Source organism: Cohnella sp., from assembly GCF_041640265.1.
GTDB lineage: Bacteria > Bacillota > Bacilli > Paenibacillales > Paenibacillaceae > Cohnella.
The window spans coordinates 1-18,512 of sequence record NZ_JBEQAP010000012.1; the positions used below are offsets into that span (position 1 = coordinate 1).

Sequence of the window (18,512 nt, forward strand, 5' to 3'; positions counted from 1 at the left end):
GTATATAAACTGAATTATCATTCCAGTGCTTCCCTTCAAATTTACCTGGTAGTAATTCAAAGTAATTAGTCCCAATAAGGAACTTGTTTGAGTAAACAATCTGCATCATAACACCTACTCAACATGAATATTTAAGCTCTACACCGGTTTCTGATAACGTTCTTGTATTCGCGACGTCCGTCCCCCTTAGATAGCTCTTATCTTAGGGAGATGGATGTGTCCGGCAGCTCTAGCTTCCCCGAAATGCCTCTGCCGGACCGAGGGCCGTATGGCCCGAAGCGCGAATATGGTGTTAGCTGATGTTGCCTCTTCATTGATATAACTTCTTAATTGTCATTCATTGGATTGGTATATAATCCCTTTATTTCAATTACTTCTGCTTCTGCTACCTTCCTTGAACCCTCCATAAAATAACCTTTCATTCCAATTTTTATTGTTTTTACATCTCTTTCTTTTCTAGATACAGCGAATAATATCCACATTCGTGCAGTACCCGAATACGGAACTGATATTGAATTATCTAAAATGATATTCCTTTGCTCATCTTCAAATTCTGGATGAATAACACGTAATGAAACTGGTTTATTAGCAAGGTCTTCTTCAAATGCAAAATCAGACCTATAACCTTGATGAGGGATATACTTCCTTCCTCCTTCGTCTATATTAAAAAATCTATATCTGACAGTAAAATCATGTGTATGTTTCCTTTGTGTTTCATATGGAACCCACAAAAATGATCACTCCAATCATTATTTGCACTTAGGCAATTTCAGCTAACGTTGTCGTATTCGCGACGTCCATTCCCCTTAGATAGCTCTTATCTTAGGGGAATGGATGTATCTGCCCGATTATTCTTCTTCGAAAATTCCTCAGGCAGATCAAAGGCCTATGGCCAGCAGCGCGAATATTGTGTTATCTGAAGGAGATCCTGATATACGCACAAGTCGCCCTTTATTCATTAATATAATTTCTTGCACCGTGTATTATTGTTTTAATTATTATCCGGTCATTATGTATTTGATAAATCAGTCTATACCTATGAATAAAAATTTCCCGCATCTCAGGATCGTCCATTTCTGGAACTACACGTCCTCGGTGCGGGAAATCATTTAGTGTTTGTGCTTTGTCCATCACATCATCATAAAATGCCAAGGCATAGTACATTGAATCCTGAGAAATATACTCTACAATGTTTTGAAGGTCTTTATATGCAGTAACTGTCCAAATTATTGTTTGTTCAGCCATTTATCCATCCTCGCTTTAACCTCATCATGGGATAGTACATTGCCTTCATCAATATCCTTCTGTCCTTTTTCTATTTTTGATCTAACGTACAATGTGTATTGGATGTCTTCAATTGAACAGTTCTCCGGAAGTTTATCAATCATTTGCTTCACATCATCTTTTAACATGTTGGCATCACCTCAGCTACATTATATCATAGGGTTTTGTTTTGATGAATTTCAAATTCGCTCCACTCTTTCAGATAACGTCTTATTTACGTAATTCGTATTATGTGATTTTTTGAAGGTATTAGCGTACTTCGCTAAACATGCATCTAAGTCGGGTATTTCTGAACACCCGTCAAAAACTACTATATCTCGCGATCCAAATCCATCAATCGATCCAATGGACTCTGAATCCTTCTAACGTCTTTAATAGCAACATGAGTGTAGATCTCGGTAGTCCGCATGCTTTGATGACCTAATAACTCTTGGATATATCGAATGTCAATTCCCCCTTCTAGTAAATGAGTTGCAAAAGAATGCCGCAAGCTATGCAAACTAACTTTTTTCATAATCTTAGCATTCATAACCGCATTCTCGAAGACTTTCTGAAGGGTTCTTTCCGTAAGGTGACTGCCTTGGTATTGTCCAGGGAACAACCAACCTGTGCCTGGCTTTTCAAGTTGAATATATTGCAGTACAATCTCGTAAGCCCCATCAGATAGAACTGTTAAACGGTCCTTTCGTCCCTTTCCTTGACGGACGTGAACTGTTTTACGCTCACTATCAAGATCAGCCAATCGCAAACGAACGACTTCACTTACGCGTAACCCAGAAGAATAGGTCAAGAAAAGCATTGCACGATGTTTCCTATTTTCCACAGCCGATAGCAGCCTCATAACTTCATTTTGCCCTAGTACGTTTGGAAGCTTTTTCTCTTTTTTAGGTCTGATATATGTAATGTTTTACGCTCTTCCTGCACACCTCCTCTAAGTAAAACTTTACGGCGCTTATCGCTTGATTCACATGAGCATGAGATTTACGGTTGTTTAATAAATCATAGCTATACTTTGGAATCAAGTCGTGTATAGTGACCTCTCTATGGAACTCATAGAATTGATAAAACCTCTTTACCTGCCCACAATAAGCTCGTATGGTTTTGGAACTGTATCCTCTTCGCTTAAGCTCTAACACGAGCTGACTTTCAACGGCTGCTCCCCAAAATGAATCCTCAAAAGAAACATTGGATATCGAATTACCTTGACTCTGTCTCTTAGCAGTCCAATTACGCAACAATTGATTCTCATCTAATAAATCCTTCTCCATTTGCAGCTTCATTTCACCAAATAATAACAAGAACTCTTCTAGACAATTAGAATGAAACCTTACCATTAGCTCCGTCGAACCATGCTTCCCCAACCAAACATCCATCTCAACATCTCCCTCTCATCTTATCAATAATTCTATAATTTGGAAATGAAAAAGAGGCACCACCCATCTTAAATGATAGGAGTAGCCTCTCGATTCTTTCGGAGCTTGAGAATATAATATTTGTCCAACGATTATATCATTAACCAACTAATTTCCATAGGCTCCCCTCCGTGGCAGCCCCCCCCCCTTCCCAAGCCCCGATTCATCCGTTAAAGTGGAGGAGAACAATTTGCCGAACACGAGGAGGACCACCAGCACATATGAATCACACATCTGAATTATCGAAAATACACGACCAAGCCCAACCGTTCAGCCGTCGGCATCTAATCTTCGCGGCAGCTACTCTGCTCTATTGGGCTACTTTATATATCTATGTCCCAATTCTAAGCCCTTACCTTCAAGATCGCGGCCTATCGATGAGCTGGATCGGATTTATTCTTGGAAGTTATGGCCTCACTCAGGTGATTACGCGGTTACCGCTGGGGATGTATTCCGATGTGATGTCGCAACGCAAGCCTTTTTTGGTGATTGGAATGCTAGCAGGACTGATTAGCTGTGTGTTCTTTATGCTGCCCGGCACATGGGGTGGACCGCTGGCAGGACGTTTAATGGCGGGAATATGCGCAGCGGCCTGGGTGCCTTTCACAGTGTTATATGCTTCGTATTATCCAAGCGACAAAACACATCAAGCTATGGGAACTTTAAGCTTCCTCACCGTTTTCGGACAGCTGGCCGGAATGAGTGCAAGCGGTTGGTTAGCCTCGATCGGGGGATGGAACTATGCTTTCACGAGCGGTATCGTGATTGCTGCGGTCGGAACCATTGTTGTCCTGTTCGTTCAAGAACAGAAACCAGTCTCTCAAAGTGATCACACTTTGATGATAAACAATCCACGCCACACAACAACCCTATCGCCAAAAACCAAAATAACGAGTGTCTTCCGCTCCCGCCTGCTGTGGAAAGTATCCTTTCTCTCCTTGCTTGCGCACGGAATTCTGTTCATTACGATGTTCGGCTTTACACCGCTCCAAGCAGTCGAGCTAGGGGCAAGCGAAGCTCAATTGACCGGAATCGTCATATCGTTCATGATTCCTCATGCTCTCGTTTCTTTGTGGTCAGGACGTAAGCTTGCGCCTCGTTTCGGGACTCGTAAAGTCATTATCGTCGGCTTTCTATGCGCTGCTCTATTTACCGCCGCTATACCCTTCAGTCCTAATCTGGGCTGGTTAGCCTTCACTCAGATGCTCAATGGATTTGCTCAAGCGCTCTATTTCCCGCTTCTGCTTAGTCTAGCTATTCGCGATTTTGCCCCGGCTCAGCGGGCTACCGCTATGGGATTATATCAATCCGTTTATGCTTTAGGGATGTTCTTAGGCCCTTATTTAGCTGGTGGTTTGAATACTTTCGGAGGTTTGAAGGCAGGCTTCTTGTTCGGTTCAGCACTCGGATTAGTAGCAGCGATTGTATCCTGGAGCAAACAACTCGACACCTAACTGACCCTCACAAGCCCCCGACTTCTCAATACAAGTTTGTGAATAGCCACAATCCGCTTCCTAATGCCAGAGCACCGACAACTAGACCGTAATCCCGCATTCTCCACTTCAACCTAATCGCTTGAGTCGGGCTCTGATGGAGACCGACTCCCCGGCTTTCAAGAGCCAGCGTTAACTCATCCGCCAATCGGAACAAGGCTAATAGGAAGGGTAATGACACATCCTTTAGTCTCCGAATGGCCAACCATGGCTTCCTGGATATTGACTTCCCGCGTGCTAGAAAAATTCTCGTGAATCGTTCCCACAATGTCAGCAGAACCGGAACGAATCGCATCATCAGCGTAATCATAAGAATAAACCTTTGCGCCCATTGGGGTGTTTTCCCTCTAACTGAAATCATCTGCGTAAGCGATCTTCTAAGCGAAAGCGGAGTCATCACCAGCGGAATTGCTAATCCGAGCAGTAATACTAGCATGGTCCGTACAAAAGAAAATAAAGTCCCCGCAAACGATTGTAAGTAAAGCCATCCACTCCCGTCCCCGGCACCTAACGCGAACAATCCTGATGTGACAATCGAGAACACCGCATAGTTGATAATCAAGCCGCGCCAACGCCGCAGCGATACATTTCCCGCTATTAATAAACCAGCAACAACTGCGCCCCCAAGCGCTATCGCAAACCAATTGGAAAGAAGGAATAAACCGGTAGAGATGAGCACATAGGAGAGCCAGATTGAACGCGGATCAAATCCTGTTAATCGATGCTGCCTCGGCGTCTTTTTCGGAAAAGTTGACGTATCCTCCCCCTTCATGAACCGTTCCATTGGCCACTCTCTATGGTGTGGACTCTCCTCTAACTGATCCCCCGCTGAGACGACAGGCTCCCAAGCCTTCACCATCTCGGCGGCTGCATCAGCAGGCTTCCATATCTGCTCAGACGGAGCCCCATTCTGCCATAAACGATGAGCGGTCCTCAGCCAATCGGGAATCGCTAATCCTGCTTCTTCCAAATACTCGGGATGTGCCAAAAGCTCTTCACGACAACATAATCGTAACGAGCCGTCAACGCTTAATAGCAGCACGTAATCCGCCAAAGGAATCGCCCAATCGGAATCATGGGAGACCAGCAGAATACCCGCTCCGTCCTTCTTCACCTTCTCAAGTTGCAATGCTACTCTCTCATGTCCCGCTCCATCCAAACCTGCGGTAGGCTCATCTAGCAATAACCACATTGCAGGTGTAACAAACACGGCAGCGAGTGCAGCTCTTCGCCGTTCCCCTCCACTCATGAGATATGGATCTCGCTTTAACCAAGATCGATCCCAACCGACGGCAGACAAAGCGGAATCCAGACGCTCTGACCGCTCATTCTCAGCATGCAGAAAGGGTCGCAGGGAGTATTCCAGCTCTTCCTGCACACTTCGCGCGAAGAGCCCTTCCTCTGGTAATTGGCATGCATAGCTATATTGACGTAGTGCCTCCGAATTCAAACGTTGTTTTCCAAGATGACCTTCCTGCCACAAACTATCTGATCCATAGGTAATCCGTAACCCCTCAGGAGATCGCAAGCCCGCTATTTTCTCAAGCAAGGATGTTTTCCCAGCACCATTAGGACCCATAAGCAGAGTAATCGTGCCCGGTAATAAGCATAGCCCCGAGGTTTGCAAATCCCCCTCCCGCTCATCACCCCTGTGCCACTTTATCCCCTCTAAGTGAAGAAGCGATAACCCCGATCGTCTCTCGGAATCTTTATCCAGACTCTCTGAAGAAGCAGTAGATTCAAATTTCCGCAAATCACGTGTGCTATTCGTATCATTTCCCAACGCCATTCGCCATTGCTCAATCGTCACTGGCAACGGATCCTGCAGCTGACCAAGCCGCCTTAGCTCGAGTCCCATCGATGCCATATAAGGCATACGCAACCCGCATCGTTCACATGGAGATGGCTCTCCCTCAGCACCATAGAGGAAGTCCCTAGCGTTCCCATCGTAAATAACGCTTCCTTCTGCCAATGCTGCAACACGGGAATCCGGCTCAAGCTCGTCCAGTCTCTGCGTAACCCACACAACCGCTGTACCATTCTTATGTAACGTTCGCGCCCTTTGCATGACCAAGCTTCGATTCGCTTCATCCAGCATGGAGGTCACTTCATCCAGAACAATGAACGATGTCTCTACCGCCGTTGAAGCTGCAATGGCAGCAAGCTGTTGCTGTCCTCCAGACAATCTATCCCACGGTTCATCGGCATACTCCGATAATCCCGCTCTGCTCAAAGCCTGATCGGCCAATAACGGGATGATATCCGCAACAATACCCTTCCATTCCAAGGCGAAAATAACTTCCTCACGAGGCGTCTCTCCGAACAACTGGGCCCTCGGCTGCTGAAGAACGATAGGAGAACTCCCGTCCCCGGCGAAGCCTCGCTGCAATACGCCTACCATACCCTCTGGCTGGAGTCCCGCAAGTAATCTCGCTAGCGTCGATTTACCGCTCCCGTTCACCCCAACGACATATAACCATTCCCCTGGAGCGATCACCATACTTACATTTTCGAGACGAGGAGAAAGCTCGCCAAACTCACTATTTCCGTATACCGATACCTCCTTAACTCTCATGCTTTCGGCAGGTCTTTTCTCCATCGTCCCAAAATCCCTCTTCTCAATCGAACAATCTCATGCTACAATCACAATTGTTAACCACACATATAAACCAAAGTTAACATTCAGGAGGACATTTGACAATGACTACGAACTCACCATCATCAGCAACAACAACAAGTGCAAGAACGAATAACGAGTGGCTGCGAGGGGTCGTCTTCACTGCCCTATTCGGGGCTATGTTTATCGCCGCAACCCTCATTAAGATCCCGCTCGGCTTTACCCCCGTCCCGATTACACTCGGAACCTTTGCGATCATGCTCGCAGGCGGCATTTTAGGTGCTGTATATGGCTTCTGGAGTATCTTCATCGTCGTTGCCCTAACTGCGACTGGTCTTCCCCTCATTGGAGGGGCAGGCGGATTGGCGAAAATCTTTGGCCCAACTGGCGGTTATATCTGGATGTATCCCATTGCCGCCCTGCTTATCGGACTTGTAAGCGACGCCCTATTTTCCAAAAACCGCAAGCTATCCAAGCTCCAGCAGCTTTTGCTTATGCTTGCAATCTTCGTCTTCGGCTCACTGCTTCTTTATGTAACGGGTGTCCCATGGCTTGCACACGTATCCGATAATGTGAAGTACGATACCTTATCAGGCGCCTTAGCTGCAGGTATGTACCCTTTTCTACTTGGGGATGCAATCAAAGCTGTTGCTGCTACCTTAGTCATTGTCTCGCTTAAACCCGTTCTCCCAACTATTCGCCCCCGCAAATTAAAAAAATAATCAAAGTCTAGTCTATTGAAGGACTCCTTATAAGGGAGTCCTTTTTGCATGTTTCAGGACTAAGGTACAAGCAAATTTGTGCCGATCCGCATAATTTAGAGAATTGTAAACTGTATTTCCTGCCCCCGATCAGCAATCTTATGCGACTAAAAACGGCGATGCTTCAATTGCCTTGAAGGAGTGTGTCTCAACTCAATGGCTAGCGGAAGGCTAGATCTGTTTATCGCCAAACTTCCTCCCCAGACCGTCGTACTTACTCTGAATTGCTCCGATTCCGCATCGGAATTATTATCTATCCCAAGTCATACACCGCTTATTCTACAACGCGGTACGATCAAGCAGACCATTCAGCTTCAGCTTCTAGAGGGGAGAGAATGCTTTGCGGATTTTATAGAAATGAATTATACCTTGGCACGGCAACTTCAATTAATCGCACTTCGCAGATATTTACTAACTTATAATCCCATAGATCGCAGCCTTACGATAATACCATCGCCTCTAAGCGAGACAACAGCTGTACTTGCCTCTAGCACCCTAAGCTCCAGCACCCTATCTGTCGGCTATGAGCTCTTATCTCGGCTTGGCATTCCTGAACGGCAAGGTTCTCTCTTGAATGTACGACAGGGTAAAAACACAGCAAAATTTCGCCTCCATATTCCTGCGAATTTATCGGATGAGCGGCTTCGTCTACCTACTATCTGGCTTCAGAAATGGAAGCTAACCAGCAACCACTCATACTTGCTGCAATATGATCAGCGGAATTCAACCTTAACTCTAGCCGCAAATCAGAATGCGAATCGTTAACCGATATGAACTAGGACCACGCTTGTTTGCGTGGCCCTGTGTTTTATTTGGATTTTTTCTTGGCGGCCGATCGTCCTTGCTTCTTCGGATCATCGGATTTAGGAGCTCGTGTTTGAGAGTTGGGTATGCCTTCAGTCATGGTTACGTCCTCCTTTGTTATGCAAGGGGATTTCCCTATCGACTGTAGCTTGTCAACTAAACCTGCTCCTTATGCAATCCAAATCAACGATTAATCGCACTCTTCAGGATCTTCTGCCGGAGATGCTGCTTCTACTTCTATCTTCTCGGCTACCGTATCCCGAATGACCGACACGATAGATTGCAGTAGATAGTTTACATCTACTTGGCTTTGCTGGAATTGCTGCACGATCGGAATCCCATCGATTTCATCTTGGATCGCATCGATCTCGGCTTCAATTTTCTCGACCATCTTCGGATTATTGAAAGTATTCTGGAACGCGATCAATTCCTTTTGTTTCTTCTTAATAGTCGTAATCAAGCCCTGCACTCTATCGTGCGATTGAATGAGCTTCTCCGATTGCTGATACATCGCCACTTCTTCTGATGTTGTAATCAACTGAGCCAGTTCCTTGGCCCGTGCTAGTATATCCTCGCGAACGATCAATTCCCGGTTATCGTATACCGGACCTGGCGGCGAGCAGCTTTCTCCGTGCTCATGGTCGTGATCGTGATCGTGTGCAGACATTTACGTATTCCTCCGATCGATTCTTGTACTCTATATGATTTATACAATTTAGATAGCTAGAGCAGGCTCATTAACAACTTCTGCCTTCACATACCAAGTCTGTGCTGCCGTTACCCGTACTTGCACGAACTTTCCAATCCATTCCTTGTTCCCTTCAAAATGAATGAGCTTGTTCGAGCGAGTCCGTCCTGACAGCACATTGGCGTTATTCTTGCTTTCGCCTTCTACCAGCACCTCGAAGCTTTGCCCGATAAGTTCTTGATGGTAAGCCAGCGACAGCTCCCCGATTAATGCATTCAAACGGGCGAGCCGTTTCTGCTTTACCTCGAGCGGAACATTGTCAGTCATCTCGAATGCCGGAGTGCCTTCTCTTGGAGAGTAAATATAGGTGTAAGCTGAAGTGATCTTCGCCTCGCGCATGAGAGTTAGCGTCTCCTCGAATTGCTCCTCCGTCTCTCCCGGGAAACCTACGATAATGTCCGTCGTTAGAACAGAATGAGGAATAGCGCGTTTAATACGTTCGACGAGCTCCAAGTACAGCTCTCGTGAATATTTCCGGCTCATTCGTTTCAGAATTTCCGTACTGCCCGATTGCACCGGCAGATGGATATGCTCCATCATATTGCCGCCCTTAGCCAGCACTTCGATTAAATGATCATCGAAATCACGCGGATGGGATGTCGTGAAACGAATGCGCGGAATATCGATCTTCTGGATATCCGCCATCAGATCTCCGAAGCGATAATTCCGGTCTATGAAATCTTTACCATAAGCATTCACGTTCTGACCAAGCAGCGTAATTTCCTTGAAGCCTTGCCGCGCCAGATCTCGAACCTCTGCAATAACGTCCTCAGGCATCCGGCTCCGCTCTTTGCCTCGCGTATACGGTACGATACAGTACGTACAGAATTTATCGCAGCCATACATAATGTTCACCCAAGCACGAAGCCCTTCGGTACGTTTCTTAGGCAGATTCTCGATGATGTCGCCTTCCTTAGACCACACCTCGACAACCATCTCTTTGCCGAAATGCGCATCCTGCAACAGATGAGGCAGACGGTGAATATTATGCGTTCCAAATATAAGATCTACATGCGCATGCTTCTGCATGATTCGGTTAACAACCGATGCTTCCTGCGACATACAGCCGCAGACACCAAGAATAAGCTCGGGACGCTGCTGCTTGAGAACCTTCATATGTCCAAGCTCACCGAACACCTTGTCTTCTGCATTCTCGCGTACCGCACAGGTGTTGAACAGAATAACGTCCGCTTCCTGTCGGTCTTCTGTCGAGACATAACCCATTCCTTCGAATAAGCCGCGCATCACCTCGGTGTCATGCTCGTTCATCTGACAGCCGTAGGTATAGATTAAGTACCTCTTGCCTTGTCCGAGGGTCCGGAGCTCATCCGGCACGGCATTTTCATAATGGACCTGAATTTCTTCTTTGCCACGTTGTTTCTCCTGCCGATAATCCGGCTCGGAAAGAATATGAATATCCCGCCCGTTCAGACGGATCGTTTTGCCGTTGTTATCCTCGGAAATGACTTTGGCACCGGAGAAATCGAAGTATTTACTATAATCCTTGCTCTCTTTGGCCATTTCATTTCCCTCCCGCAAATATCATTCTAACTAAAATATTATATCATGAACTTGCGGGCATCGCCATTACACTCCTTACTCCACAATCTCACCATAATCGCCTGTGGAGACATTAGCGGCGTTGCCTTCATCTGTGTCGATGTGCATGTCTAAGGCATATTGATCGGATACACGGGCTAACACTTGCTCGAATATGACACCCCGCTCACCTCCAACACGAACCTTCAACAGCTGCTTATCCGCAATGCCCCAGCGCTCGGCGTCAGAAGTATGGAAGTGAATGTGCCGCGCTGCAACAATGACACCCTTATCCACTGTCACTTCGCCGGCAGGACCTATGATGCGGATTCCCGGTGTGTCTTCTATTTTGCCGGATTCCCGCAGCGGCGGCTTAAGTCCAAGTGCAAAAGCATCCGTACGAGACACCTCGAGCTGAGTGGCTTTACGAGCTGGTCCTAGAATACGAACCTTAGCGAAAGAACCTTTCGGACCGTATACTTCAACTGTCTCATTAGCAGCGAACTGTCCCGGCTGAGAGAGAGGCTTCATCTCCGTTAAGGCCGCTCCTGAACCAAACAAAATCTCGACGTGCTCAGATGCTAAGTGTATATGCCGAGCCGATACTCCTACGGGTACTTTCTTGATTTCCGACATTCAATACCCACCTTTCTATGTATCCCCATGCCTACAGTATAACGCAAGAGGCGTACGGGACAAACCCGCACGCCTCTTGTGGATGATGCTTATTTGAATTCCGTCAATAGTTTGTCAAAGTCTTCACGGGATAGCTGCAAATCTTGCTTAGCAAGCCCTTCTTCCTTGAAGCCGACAATCATCTGATCGTATGCTTTACGTTCTTTGTTCTGGTAGATTAGACCCGTAACCATACCGTTCGTTTCCATGATCTTAGTCATCGCAGCGATCCGATTCGAAGGATCATAATCCGGGAATTGCTCCAAGTTTACGATGTTTTCCTTGAACCAGTCGTAGGTGTTCACTTTATTGAAGGTTACGCAAGGACTAAATACGTTAATGAGCGAGAAGCCCTTGTGCTTAAGTCCTTCTTCGATTAGCATCGTCAATTGCTTCAGATCGCTGGAAAAGGATTGGGCTACGAAGGTTGCCCCTGCTGACAAAGCGATTTCAAGCGGTGACAACGTCGATTCGATCGAGCCTTCAGGAGTCGACTTCGTCTTGAAGCCTTCCGCGCTGCGTGGAGACGTCTGACCTTTGGTCAACCCATAAATCTGGTTATCCATAACGATGTAAGTGACATCGAGGTTACGACGGATGGCATGAACTGTATGACCCATACCGATTGCGAAGCCATCGCCGTCGCCGCCCGATGCGATAACGGTCAGCTCGCGGTTCGCAAGCTTTACGCCTTGCGCGATAGGAAGCGAACGACCGTGAATACCGTGCAATCCATAGGCGTTAATGTAACCGGAAATCCGACCCGAACAGCCGATTCCCGAGATCACTGCTAATTGCTCCGGCTCCAGACCGACATTAGCGGCTGCACGTTGGATAGCCGCCTGTACGGAGAAATCGCCGCAGCCCGGACACCAGTTCGGCTTTACATTGTTACGGAACTCTTTGAATGTGGCCATCTTAGTTCAGCTCCTTACAGGCTTTGTGAATTTCCGAAGGAAGGAATGGTGTTCCATCGTATTTGAGCAGGTTATGGATTTTGTCGTGATAACCGTTATTCTGCTTGATTAGATTGGCCAGCTGACCTGTTGCGTTGTTCTCAAGCACGACTACTTTCTTTGCCGCATCTAGATGCGGCTTCAGCAATTCGCTTGGGAATGGGTGCATTTGGCGAACCATGATGTGATTCGTTCTAATTCCCTCTGCAGTCAAGCGAGTCCTCGCTTCATCTATCGTTCCACCCGTGGATCCCATTGCGATGATTAGCAGATCCGGGGATTCATTCGGTGCGTTAGCCTTGATCGCGTTCGTCACGCGAAGCTCATTGATTTTACCAAGGCGTTTGTCCATCATTTTCTCACGGTTCAGAGCGTTCTCGGACGGCCTGCCCTCTTGATCATGCTCAACGCCCGTTACGTGGTGAATCCCATTCTTCATGCCTGGGATAACGCGTGGGGATACACCGTCTTCTGTTAACTCATAACGGTTGAACAATCGATTGGCTTCAGTCTCCGGCAATTCCCCGGTTAAGAGCTTGCCCCGATTGATGACGATTTTGTCGTAATCGAGCGGCTCAGAGGTCTGCTTACCTAAAGACAATTGCAAGTCAGTCGCGATAATAACCGGGATCTGATACTCCTCCGAAATGTTAAAGCCTTCAATCATATCGTAGAAACATTCCTCAATCGTACTCGGCGCCACTACGAGCTTCGGAATTTCACCGTGCGTTCCGTAGATGAGTGCATTAATATCGGATTGCTCCTGCTTAGTCGGCAAGCCCGTCGAAGGACCCCCACGCTGCGTATCCACGATGACAAGGGGCGTCTCCGTCATGCCGGAGAGACCGATTGCTTCCATCATAAGCGAAAGTCCCGGTCCGGCAGATGCCGTCATGGTACGAACACCCGCATAGTTAGCACCGATCGCCATGGTCACAGCAGCTATCTCATCTTCCGTCTGAACGACCGTTCCGCCGAACTTAGGAAGCTTCTTGATCAGATATTCCATAATTTCCGATGCAGGCGTAATCGGATAAGCAGCCATCAGGCGGCAGCCTGCCGCAAGGCTTCCAAGCGCCATCGCTTCGTTACCGATCATGAAGAGCTTCTGCATACCGTCTGCATCCTCTAGCTTGAACTCGTCAAGCGGACCGCCAGCTTGCTCAAGAACGAACTCTGCTCCACGGCGAACCGCTTCGATGTTCTTCTCGACAATGGCCGGGCCTTTGCGGCCGAACTCTTCTTCTACTGCTTTGTTGAATACTTCCATCGGCAGGCCAAGAAGTCCCCAGGAAGCACCGGAAGCAACCATATTTTTCATGAGGGAAGTGCCTAGCTCTTCAGCAATTGCCGTGATCGGAACCGCGAACAAGCGCGCTTGTACACCTTCTGGGATCGTCGGGGAAAATTTCGCATCGGCGACGACAACTCCACCTGGACGAAGCTCTCCTGCGTTCAAATCGATACTCTCCTGGTCAAAAGCAACAAGAATGTCCAGGTCATCCGAAATCGCTCGAATCGGGTTCGTGCTGATGCGGATTTTGTTATTCGTGTGCCCGCCTTTGATCCGCGAGGAAAAGTGACGGTACCCATACAGGTAGTATCCCAGACGGTTAAGTGCAGTAGAAAAAATACGATCCGTACTTTCTACGCCTTCCCCTTGCTGGCCGCCAATTTTCCATGACAGTTGACTGATCACAGTGCCCATCTCCTCTTAATCTACTTCGTAAATTTCGACATAATAATCCTATATTATCCCGTTACATTAATAAATTCTATGTTTAAGCTTCGTAAAATGCAAGCTATATTCGCGCATAGAATAGATAGTTCTTTCAGATGAAACCGTTGCCATTTCGAGATGAATGTAAACTAAATAGTTCATTAAGATAGATTTTTTGTAAAAAATCGGATCGCGGTATCACCCATAAATCCTCTAACCAAATTTTCGGGGTAGTGTTTCAACAGCGCGTTAGCCAAATCCGGATACTTTCCCGGATGCTCCAGGCCCTGCACATGTCTTGTTATTCCGTCAAAATCCGAGCCGAACGCGATATTCTGAGCTCCGCCCAGTGCGCATACATGCTCAACGTGTCGAAGCACATCATTTATGGACACAGTATCCTTCGAATGCACGAACCATGGGACAAAAGTGATTCCTATGATCCCTTCCACTTTGATGATCGCTTGAATTTGTTTATCTGTTAAATTGCGAGGATTGTCTTTCATAGACCGGGCGTTTGAATGGGAAGCGAAAAAAGGGCGCCCAGCCTGATCCGCCAAATCCCAAAAGCCTCGGTCCGATAGATGGGACACATCTAATAGGATGCCCAAAGATTCACATTCTTTAACAAGCTTTATACCAGCTTTCGTAAATCCCGCTCCGCGCAGCTCCATCGCCCCGTCACATGCCCAATTCGCATGATTCCATGTCGGGCCTAGAAGACGTAAACCCAAACGATGGAGAAGGTGTAACACCCATGTGCAGCCCTGAAGTCCATCAGTCCCTTCCAAGGATAAGATAGCTCCAATCTTCTTCTGTTCAATAGCAGCCTCAATATCACTCGGTCTGCGAATGAGCATCATGTCGTTTACCGTGAGCACCTCGCTCCAGAACAACTCTGCAGCTTGGAATAATGACTCTGGGTTGCTAGGTACGTTGTCTGGCAAAAAAATCGGAAATACCTGAAGCGCCAAACCGCCAGTACGCAATCTGTCTGGTGTTGCATCGAAAAGTCCTTCCGGGTGCGAAACCCCCCACTTGGAACCAGGAAATTCAAGCATTTTACAGAGAACATCCACATGTAAATCGACTACCCTCATCGTAATCCCCCCGCCCGGAAAAGAGTCTTCCCGCCACACTCTCCAACACACAAAAAAACCTGCTGCAACGATGTAATCGATCTGCAACGTTATTCACGTTACTGCGACTATCATCCTGAAACAGGTCAACAACTTGCGAATTCGCTTTTCTTACCGAGGCTCAACAATGAGCTTAATAGCCGTCCGGTCCTCTCCATCGATCACAATATCCGTAAATGCCGGGATGCAGATCAGGTCTACCCCGCTTGGTGCTACAAATCCGCGGGCAATTGCGACCGCTTTAACTGCCTGATTGAGCGCCCCAGCACCAATTGCTTGCAATTCAGCCGCACCCCGTTCTCGGAGTACACCTGCCAATGCGCCTGCTACGGAATTAGGATTGGACTTTGCGGAAACCTTTAATACTTCCATGACCAGTACCTCCTCTTATGACAACCCGCGTATTTCATCGGTCACATCGGGGATGACAACCCTAAGCTGCCCAATACACAACAGCTACGTTGGTTGCATCGAGATGCCAACCAAGCGCTACACAGGATGTAGCCACGTCGATTGCATGGTATGACAATCAAACGCTGCGCAGGTCGCAGTTACGTTGATTGCATCGGTATTAACGGAAATCAAAGGATGGGCTCACTAAGCCATACTTATTCGGTAACCCGGCTGATAATTCCTTCTTTTCCTGAGGCCTTTGGTCATGAAATTAACAATATATTCTGAATACATTACACAGCGATCCAAGAATCCTCATCAACAGAGATGTTCTGAACCTTTATTGCTCGTCCACTTGTTTCGTCTATGTCCACAAAAACACCGTTAAGCGTCCATTTTCCCTCTGCCACCGTGAACCTCGCAGGCAATCCGGTCAGAAACCGTCGGACTACTATGTCCTTGTCCATCCCCAGAACTCCATCTCGCGGTCCTGTCATCCCCGCATCCGTTAAGTACGCAGTTCCTTCAGGCAGAATCCGGCTATCATTCGTTTGAACATGCGTATGAGTGCCTACAACCATAGATGCATAACCATCCAAATGCCAGCCCATTGCGATTTTCTCGCTCGTTGCTTCCGCATGGAAATCCACGAGTATGCATTTTGTTTGTTTGCGAAGCTCCTCTATTTCATCATCTGCAGTTCGAAAAGGACATTCGGCTGGCGGTAAGAACGTCCGGCCAATAAGATTAACAACACCGAGTTCCTTGCCATTCCCTTTAACAATCATGCTGCCCCGGCCCGGTGTTCCCGGCGGCAGATTTGATGGGCGAATAATACGCGGCTCATCGTCGATAAACTCAAAAATTTCACGATTATCCCAAGTATGGTTGCCCATCGTAATTCCGTGAACGCCCCACTCAAACAGTTCCCGAACGATCACTGACGTAATTCCCCGACCGCCCGCAGCGTTCTCCCCATTTGCAATAATGATGTGGGGGTTGTACTTGTCCTTAAGCCAGGGCAACAACCGTTTAACGGTATCCCGGCCTATATTCCCGACGATATCTCCAATAAAAACAACTTTCATTCCATTCTCACCTTCCATATCTCATACAACAACTTCGCCATCCTAAGGACGAAGTTGGAGAAGACTTATCCTTCTTATCCGTAGAAAAGGGAAAAGTGACTGCGTTTGCCGCAGCCACTTTTCAGCCTTCCCTGCATTTCGTAATTTATTTCGCATATTCGACGGCACGGGTTTCACGAATGACTGTGACCTTGATATGACCTGGATAGTCCAGCTCACCCTCGATCTTCTTCGTGATGTCACGTGCCAGACGGAATGCCTCAGTATCATCGATCTTCTCTGGCTGAACCATGACGCGAACCTCGCGTCCGGCTTGAATCGCGTACGATTTCTCGACGCCCTCGAACGATTCGGAGATGGCCTCCAGCTTCTCGAGCCGGCGGATGTAAGTCTCCAACGTTTCGCGGCGTGCGCCCGGGCGTGCAGCGCTGAGCGCATCGGCAGCACCGACGAGCATTGCGATAACCGAGGTTGCTTCGACATCGCCATGATGAGACGCGATACTGTTAATAACGACAGGATGTTCCTTGTATTTCTTGCCCAGTTCCACGCCGATCTCGACATGCGAGCCTTCCACTTCGTGGTCGAGCGCTTTGCCGATATCGTGTAACAAGCCTGCGCGCTTAGCAAGCGTGATGTCTTCTCCCAGCTCTCCTGCCATTAAGCCAGTCAAGTAGGCGACTTCCATCGAGTGCTTCAGTACGTTCTGGCCGTAGCTCGTCCGGAATTTCAGACGACCTAGAATCTTGATCAAATCCGGGTGCAGACCATGCACGCCAACCTCGAAGGTTGCTTGCTCGCCATACTCGCGAATTCTTTCGTCGACTTCCTTGCGTGACTTCTCTACCATTTCCTCGATGCGAGCCGGATGAATCCGGCCGTCCGCGACAAGCTTCTCAAGAGCAGTCCTAGCAATTTCTCGACGAATAGGATCAAAGCCCGATAGAATAACCGCTTCCGGCGTATCATCGATGATGAGGTCAATTCCCGTCAACGTTTCAAGCGCACGGATGTTACGGCCTTCGCGACCGATAATGCGGCCCTTCATCTCTTCATTAGGCAACGTTACGACGGATACCGTCGTCTCCGCCACGTGATCCGCGGCACAACGTTGTATGGCGAGAGAGATAATGTCGCGCGCTTTCTTGTCGCCCTCTTCTTTCGCTTGCTGCTCGATTTCCTTGATCATTTGTGCAGTTTCGTGACGCACTTCCTGTTCCACATTCGACAAAATCATCTGTTTCGCATCTTCTGTCGAGAGGTTCGAAATACGCTCCAATTCTTGCATTTGCTGCTTGTGCAGCACTTCGATCTGATCTTGAGTTTCCTCAACTCGTTTCTCTTTGTTGGCGACTTGCTCCTCTTTACGTTCCAACGCCTCTAGTTTGCGGTCTAGTGATTCTTCTTTCTGCAATAGACGCCTCTCTTGGCGTTGAATTTCGTTGCGGCGCTCGCGAATATCGCGTTCCGCTTCATTACGGAGCTTGTGCACCTCGTCTTTGGCTTCCAGCACTGTTTCTTTACGAACGGCCTCCGATTCTTTCTTGGCGGATTCAACAATCTGAATGGCAGCCGCTTCAGCGCTGGAAATTTTGGCTTCTGCAATGGATTTACGTGCGGCATAACCGATTACAAAGCTAAGGACGCCAACAACGAGAATGATCAAGATCCAGATCCATGATTGAAGCATGGTCTCTCACCTCCTCGTTGCATCACCAAGACTACTGCTTGGGACACTTATTCAATTGATTTTCCGGTTTCCAAACCGTTTAATGACATGTGAACAAAGCATAAAGGGTCGAAAAAACGCGTTCTGAATCACCTTTTGGAAGGAAAAAGCGTTCAGAGTTGGAAGATAGAATACAAAATCATTTTATCTTTTG

At 47.5% G+C, this 18,512-nt stretch carries 18 protein-coding genes; 3 read left to right on the forward strand and 15 right to left on the reverse strand.

Annotated elements, in window-relative coordinates:
• Positions 1-326 precede the first annotated feature (326 nt).
• The 5 genes from ACESLK_RS11090 to ACESLK_RS11110 form a co-directional block, all read right to left on the reverse strand.
• Complete coding sequence (locus ACESLK_RS11090; RefSeq protein WP_373229502.1) at positions 327-731, reverse strand: hypothetical protein; 405 nt, start codon at positions 729-731, stop codon at positions 327-329.
• A gap of 220 nt (positions 732-951) precedes the next feature.
• On the reverse strand, positions 952-1,245 hold the full coding sequence (locus ACESLK_RS11095) for a type II toxin-antitoxin system RelE/ParE family toxin (RefSeq protein WP_373229503.1): 294 nt from the start codon (positions 1,243-1,245) through the stop codon (positions 952-954).
• Positions 1,227-1,412 carry a hypothetical protein gene (locus ACESLK_RS11100; RefSeq protein ID WP_373229504.1) on the reverse strand — a complete coding sequence of 62 codons (186 nt, stop codon included), beginning with the start codon at positions 1,410-1,412 and terminating at the stop codon, positions 1,227-1,229. The genes ACESLK_RS11095 and ACESLK_RS11100 overlap by 19 nt, the downstream gene beginning before the upstream one ends.
• Positions 1,413-1,594: 182 nt before the next feature.
• Complete coding sequence (locus ACESLK_RS11105) at positions 1,595-2,125, reverse strand: tyrosine-type recombinase/integrase (RefSeq protein ID WP_373229505.1); 531 nt, start codon at positions 2,123-2,125, stop codon at positions 1,595-1,597.
• Between the two features lie 43 nt (positions 2,126-2,168).
• Positions 2,169-2,657, reverse strand: a complete 489-nt coding sequence (locus ACESLK_RS11110) for a phage integrase N-terminal SAM-like domain-containing protein (protein WP_373229506.1) — start codon at positions 2,655-2,657, stop codon at positions 2,169-2,171.
• Positions 2,658-2,917: 260 nt separating this feature from the next.
• Here ACESLK_RS11110 and ACESLK_RS11115 point away from each other — a divergent pair, with 260 nt between their 5' ends.
• Positions 2,918-4,150: an MFS transporter gene (locus tag ACESLK_RS11115; RefSeq protein ID WP_373229507.1), complete on the forward strand. Its 1,233-nt coding sequence runs from the start codon at positions 2,918-2,920 to the stop codon at positions 4,148-4,150.
• Positions 4,151-4,175: 25 nt separating this feature from the next.
• On the opposite strand, the gene ACESLK_RS11120 is transcribed toward ACESLK_RS11115, so the two are convergent.
• Positions 4,176-6,788, reverse strand: coding sequence for an ATP-binding cassette domain-containing protein (locus ACESLK_RS11120; protein WP_373229508.1), 2,613 nt, complete (start codon positions 6,786-6,788; stop codon positions 4,176-4,178).
• A gap of 101 nt (positions 6,789-6,889) precedes the next feature.
• Here ACESLK_RS11120 and ACESLK_RS11125 point away from each other — a divergent pair, with 101 nt between their 5' ends.
• Both ACESLK_RS11125 and ACESLK_RS11130 read left to right on the forward strand, forming a co-directional pair.
• Positions 6,890-7,528 (forward strand): biotin transporter BioY, encoded by a 639-nt coding sequence (locus ACESLK_RS11125; RefSeq protein WP_373229509.1) that lies wholly within the window; start codon positions 6,890-6,892, stop codon positions 7,526-7,528.
• Between the two features lie 195 nt (positions 7,529-7,723).
• Positions 7,724-8,332: a hypothetical protein gene (locus ACESLK_RS11130; protein WP_373229511.1), complete on the forward strand. Its 609-nt coding sequence runs from the start codon at positions 7,724-7,726 to the stop codon at positions 8,330-8,332.
• A gap of 229 nt (positions 8,333-8,561) precedes the next feature.
• Here ACESLK_RS11130 and ACESLK_RS11135 read toward each other — a convergent pair whose 3' ends face one another.
• The 9 genes from ACESLK_RS11135 to rny form a co-directional block, all read right to left on the reverse strand.
• Entirely contained in the window at positions 8,562-9,038 is a 477-nt protein-coding gene (locus ACESLK_RS11135) for a YlbF/YmcA family competence regulator (RefSeq protein WP_373229512.1), read from the reverse strand.
• Between the two features lie 48 nt (positions 9,039-9,086).
• Positions 9,087-10,640: a tRNA (N6-isopentenyl adenosine(37)-C2)-methylthiotransferase MiaB gene (gene miaB / locus ACESLK_RS11140; protein ID WP_373229513.1), complete on the reverse strand. Its 1,554-nt coding sequence runs from the start codon at positions 10,638-10,640 to the stop codon at positions 9,087-9,089.
• A 75-nt stretch (positions 10,641-10,715) separates the two neighbouring features.
• Entirely contained in the window at positions 10,716-11,294 is a 579-nt protein-coding gene (gene pduL, locus ACESLK_RS11145) for a phosphate propanoyltransferase (protein WP_373229514.1), read from the reverse strand.
• Positions 11,295-11,383: 89 nt separating this feature from the next.
• The gene (locus ACESLK_RS11150) at positions 11,384-12,250 is read right to left on the reverse strand and encodes a 2-oxoacid:ferredoxin oxidoreductase subunit beta (protein WP_373229515.1); all 867 of its coding nucleotides are present in this window, start codon (positions 12,248-12,250) and stop codon (positions 11,384-11,386) included.
• A gap of 1 nt (position 12,251) precedes the next feature.
• Positions 12,252-13,988, reverse strand: coding sequence for a 2-oxoacid:acceptor oxidoreductase subunit alpha (locus ACESLK_RS11155; RefSeq protein WP_373229516.1), 1,737 nt, complete (start codon positions 13,986-13,988; stop codon positions 12,252-12,254).
• Between the two features lie 182 nt (positions 13,989-14,170).
• Positions 14,171-15,109: a dipeptidase gene (locus tag ACESLK_RS11160; RefSeq protein WP_373229517.1), complete on the reverse strand. Its 939-nt coding sequence runs from the start codon at positions 15,107-15,109 to the stop codon at positions 14,171-14,173.
• A 150-nt stretch (positions 15,110-15,259) separates the two neighbouring features.
• The gene (gene spoVS / locus ACESLK_RS11165) at positions 15,260-15,520 is read right to left on the reverse strand and encodes a stage V sporulation protein SpoVS (protein WP_027084382.1); all 261 of its coding nucleotides are present in this window, start codon (positions 15,518-15,520) and stop codon (positions 15,260-15,262) included.
• 314 nt (positions 15,521-15,834) lie between these two features.
• Entirely contained in the window at positions 15,835-16,629 is a 795-nt protein-coding gene (locus tag ACESLK_RS11170; RefSeq protein WP_373229518.1) for a TIGR00282 family metallophosphoesterase, read from the reverse strand.
• Positions 16,630-16,774: 145 nt separating this feature from the next.
• Positions 16,775-18,319, reverse strand: coding sequence for a ribonuclease Y (gene rny, locus ACESLK_RS11175; protein ID WP_373229519.1), 1,545 nt, complete (start codon positions 18,317-18,319; stop codon positions 16,775-16,777).
• Positions 18,320-18,512 lie beyond the last annotated feature (193 nt).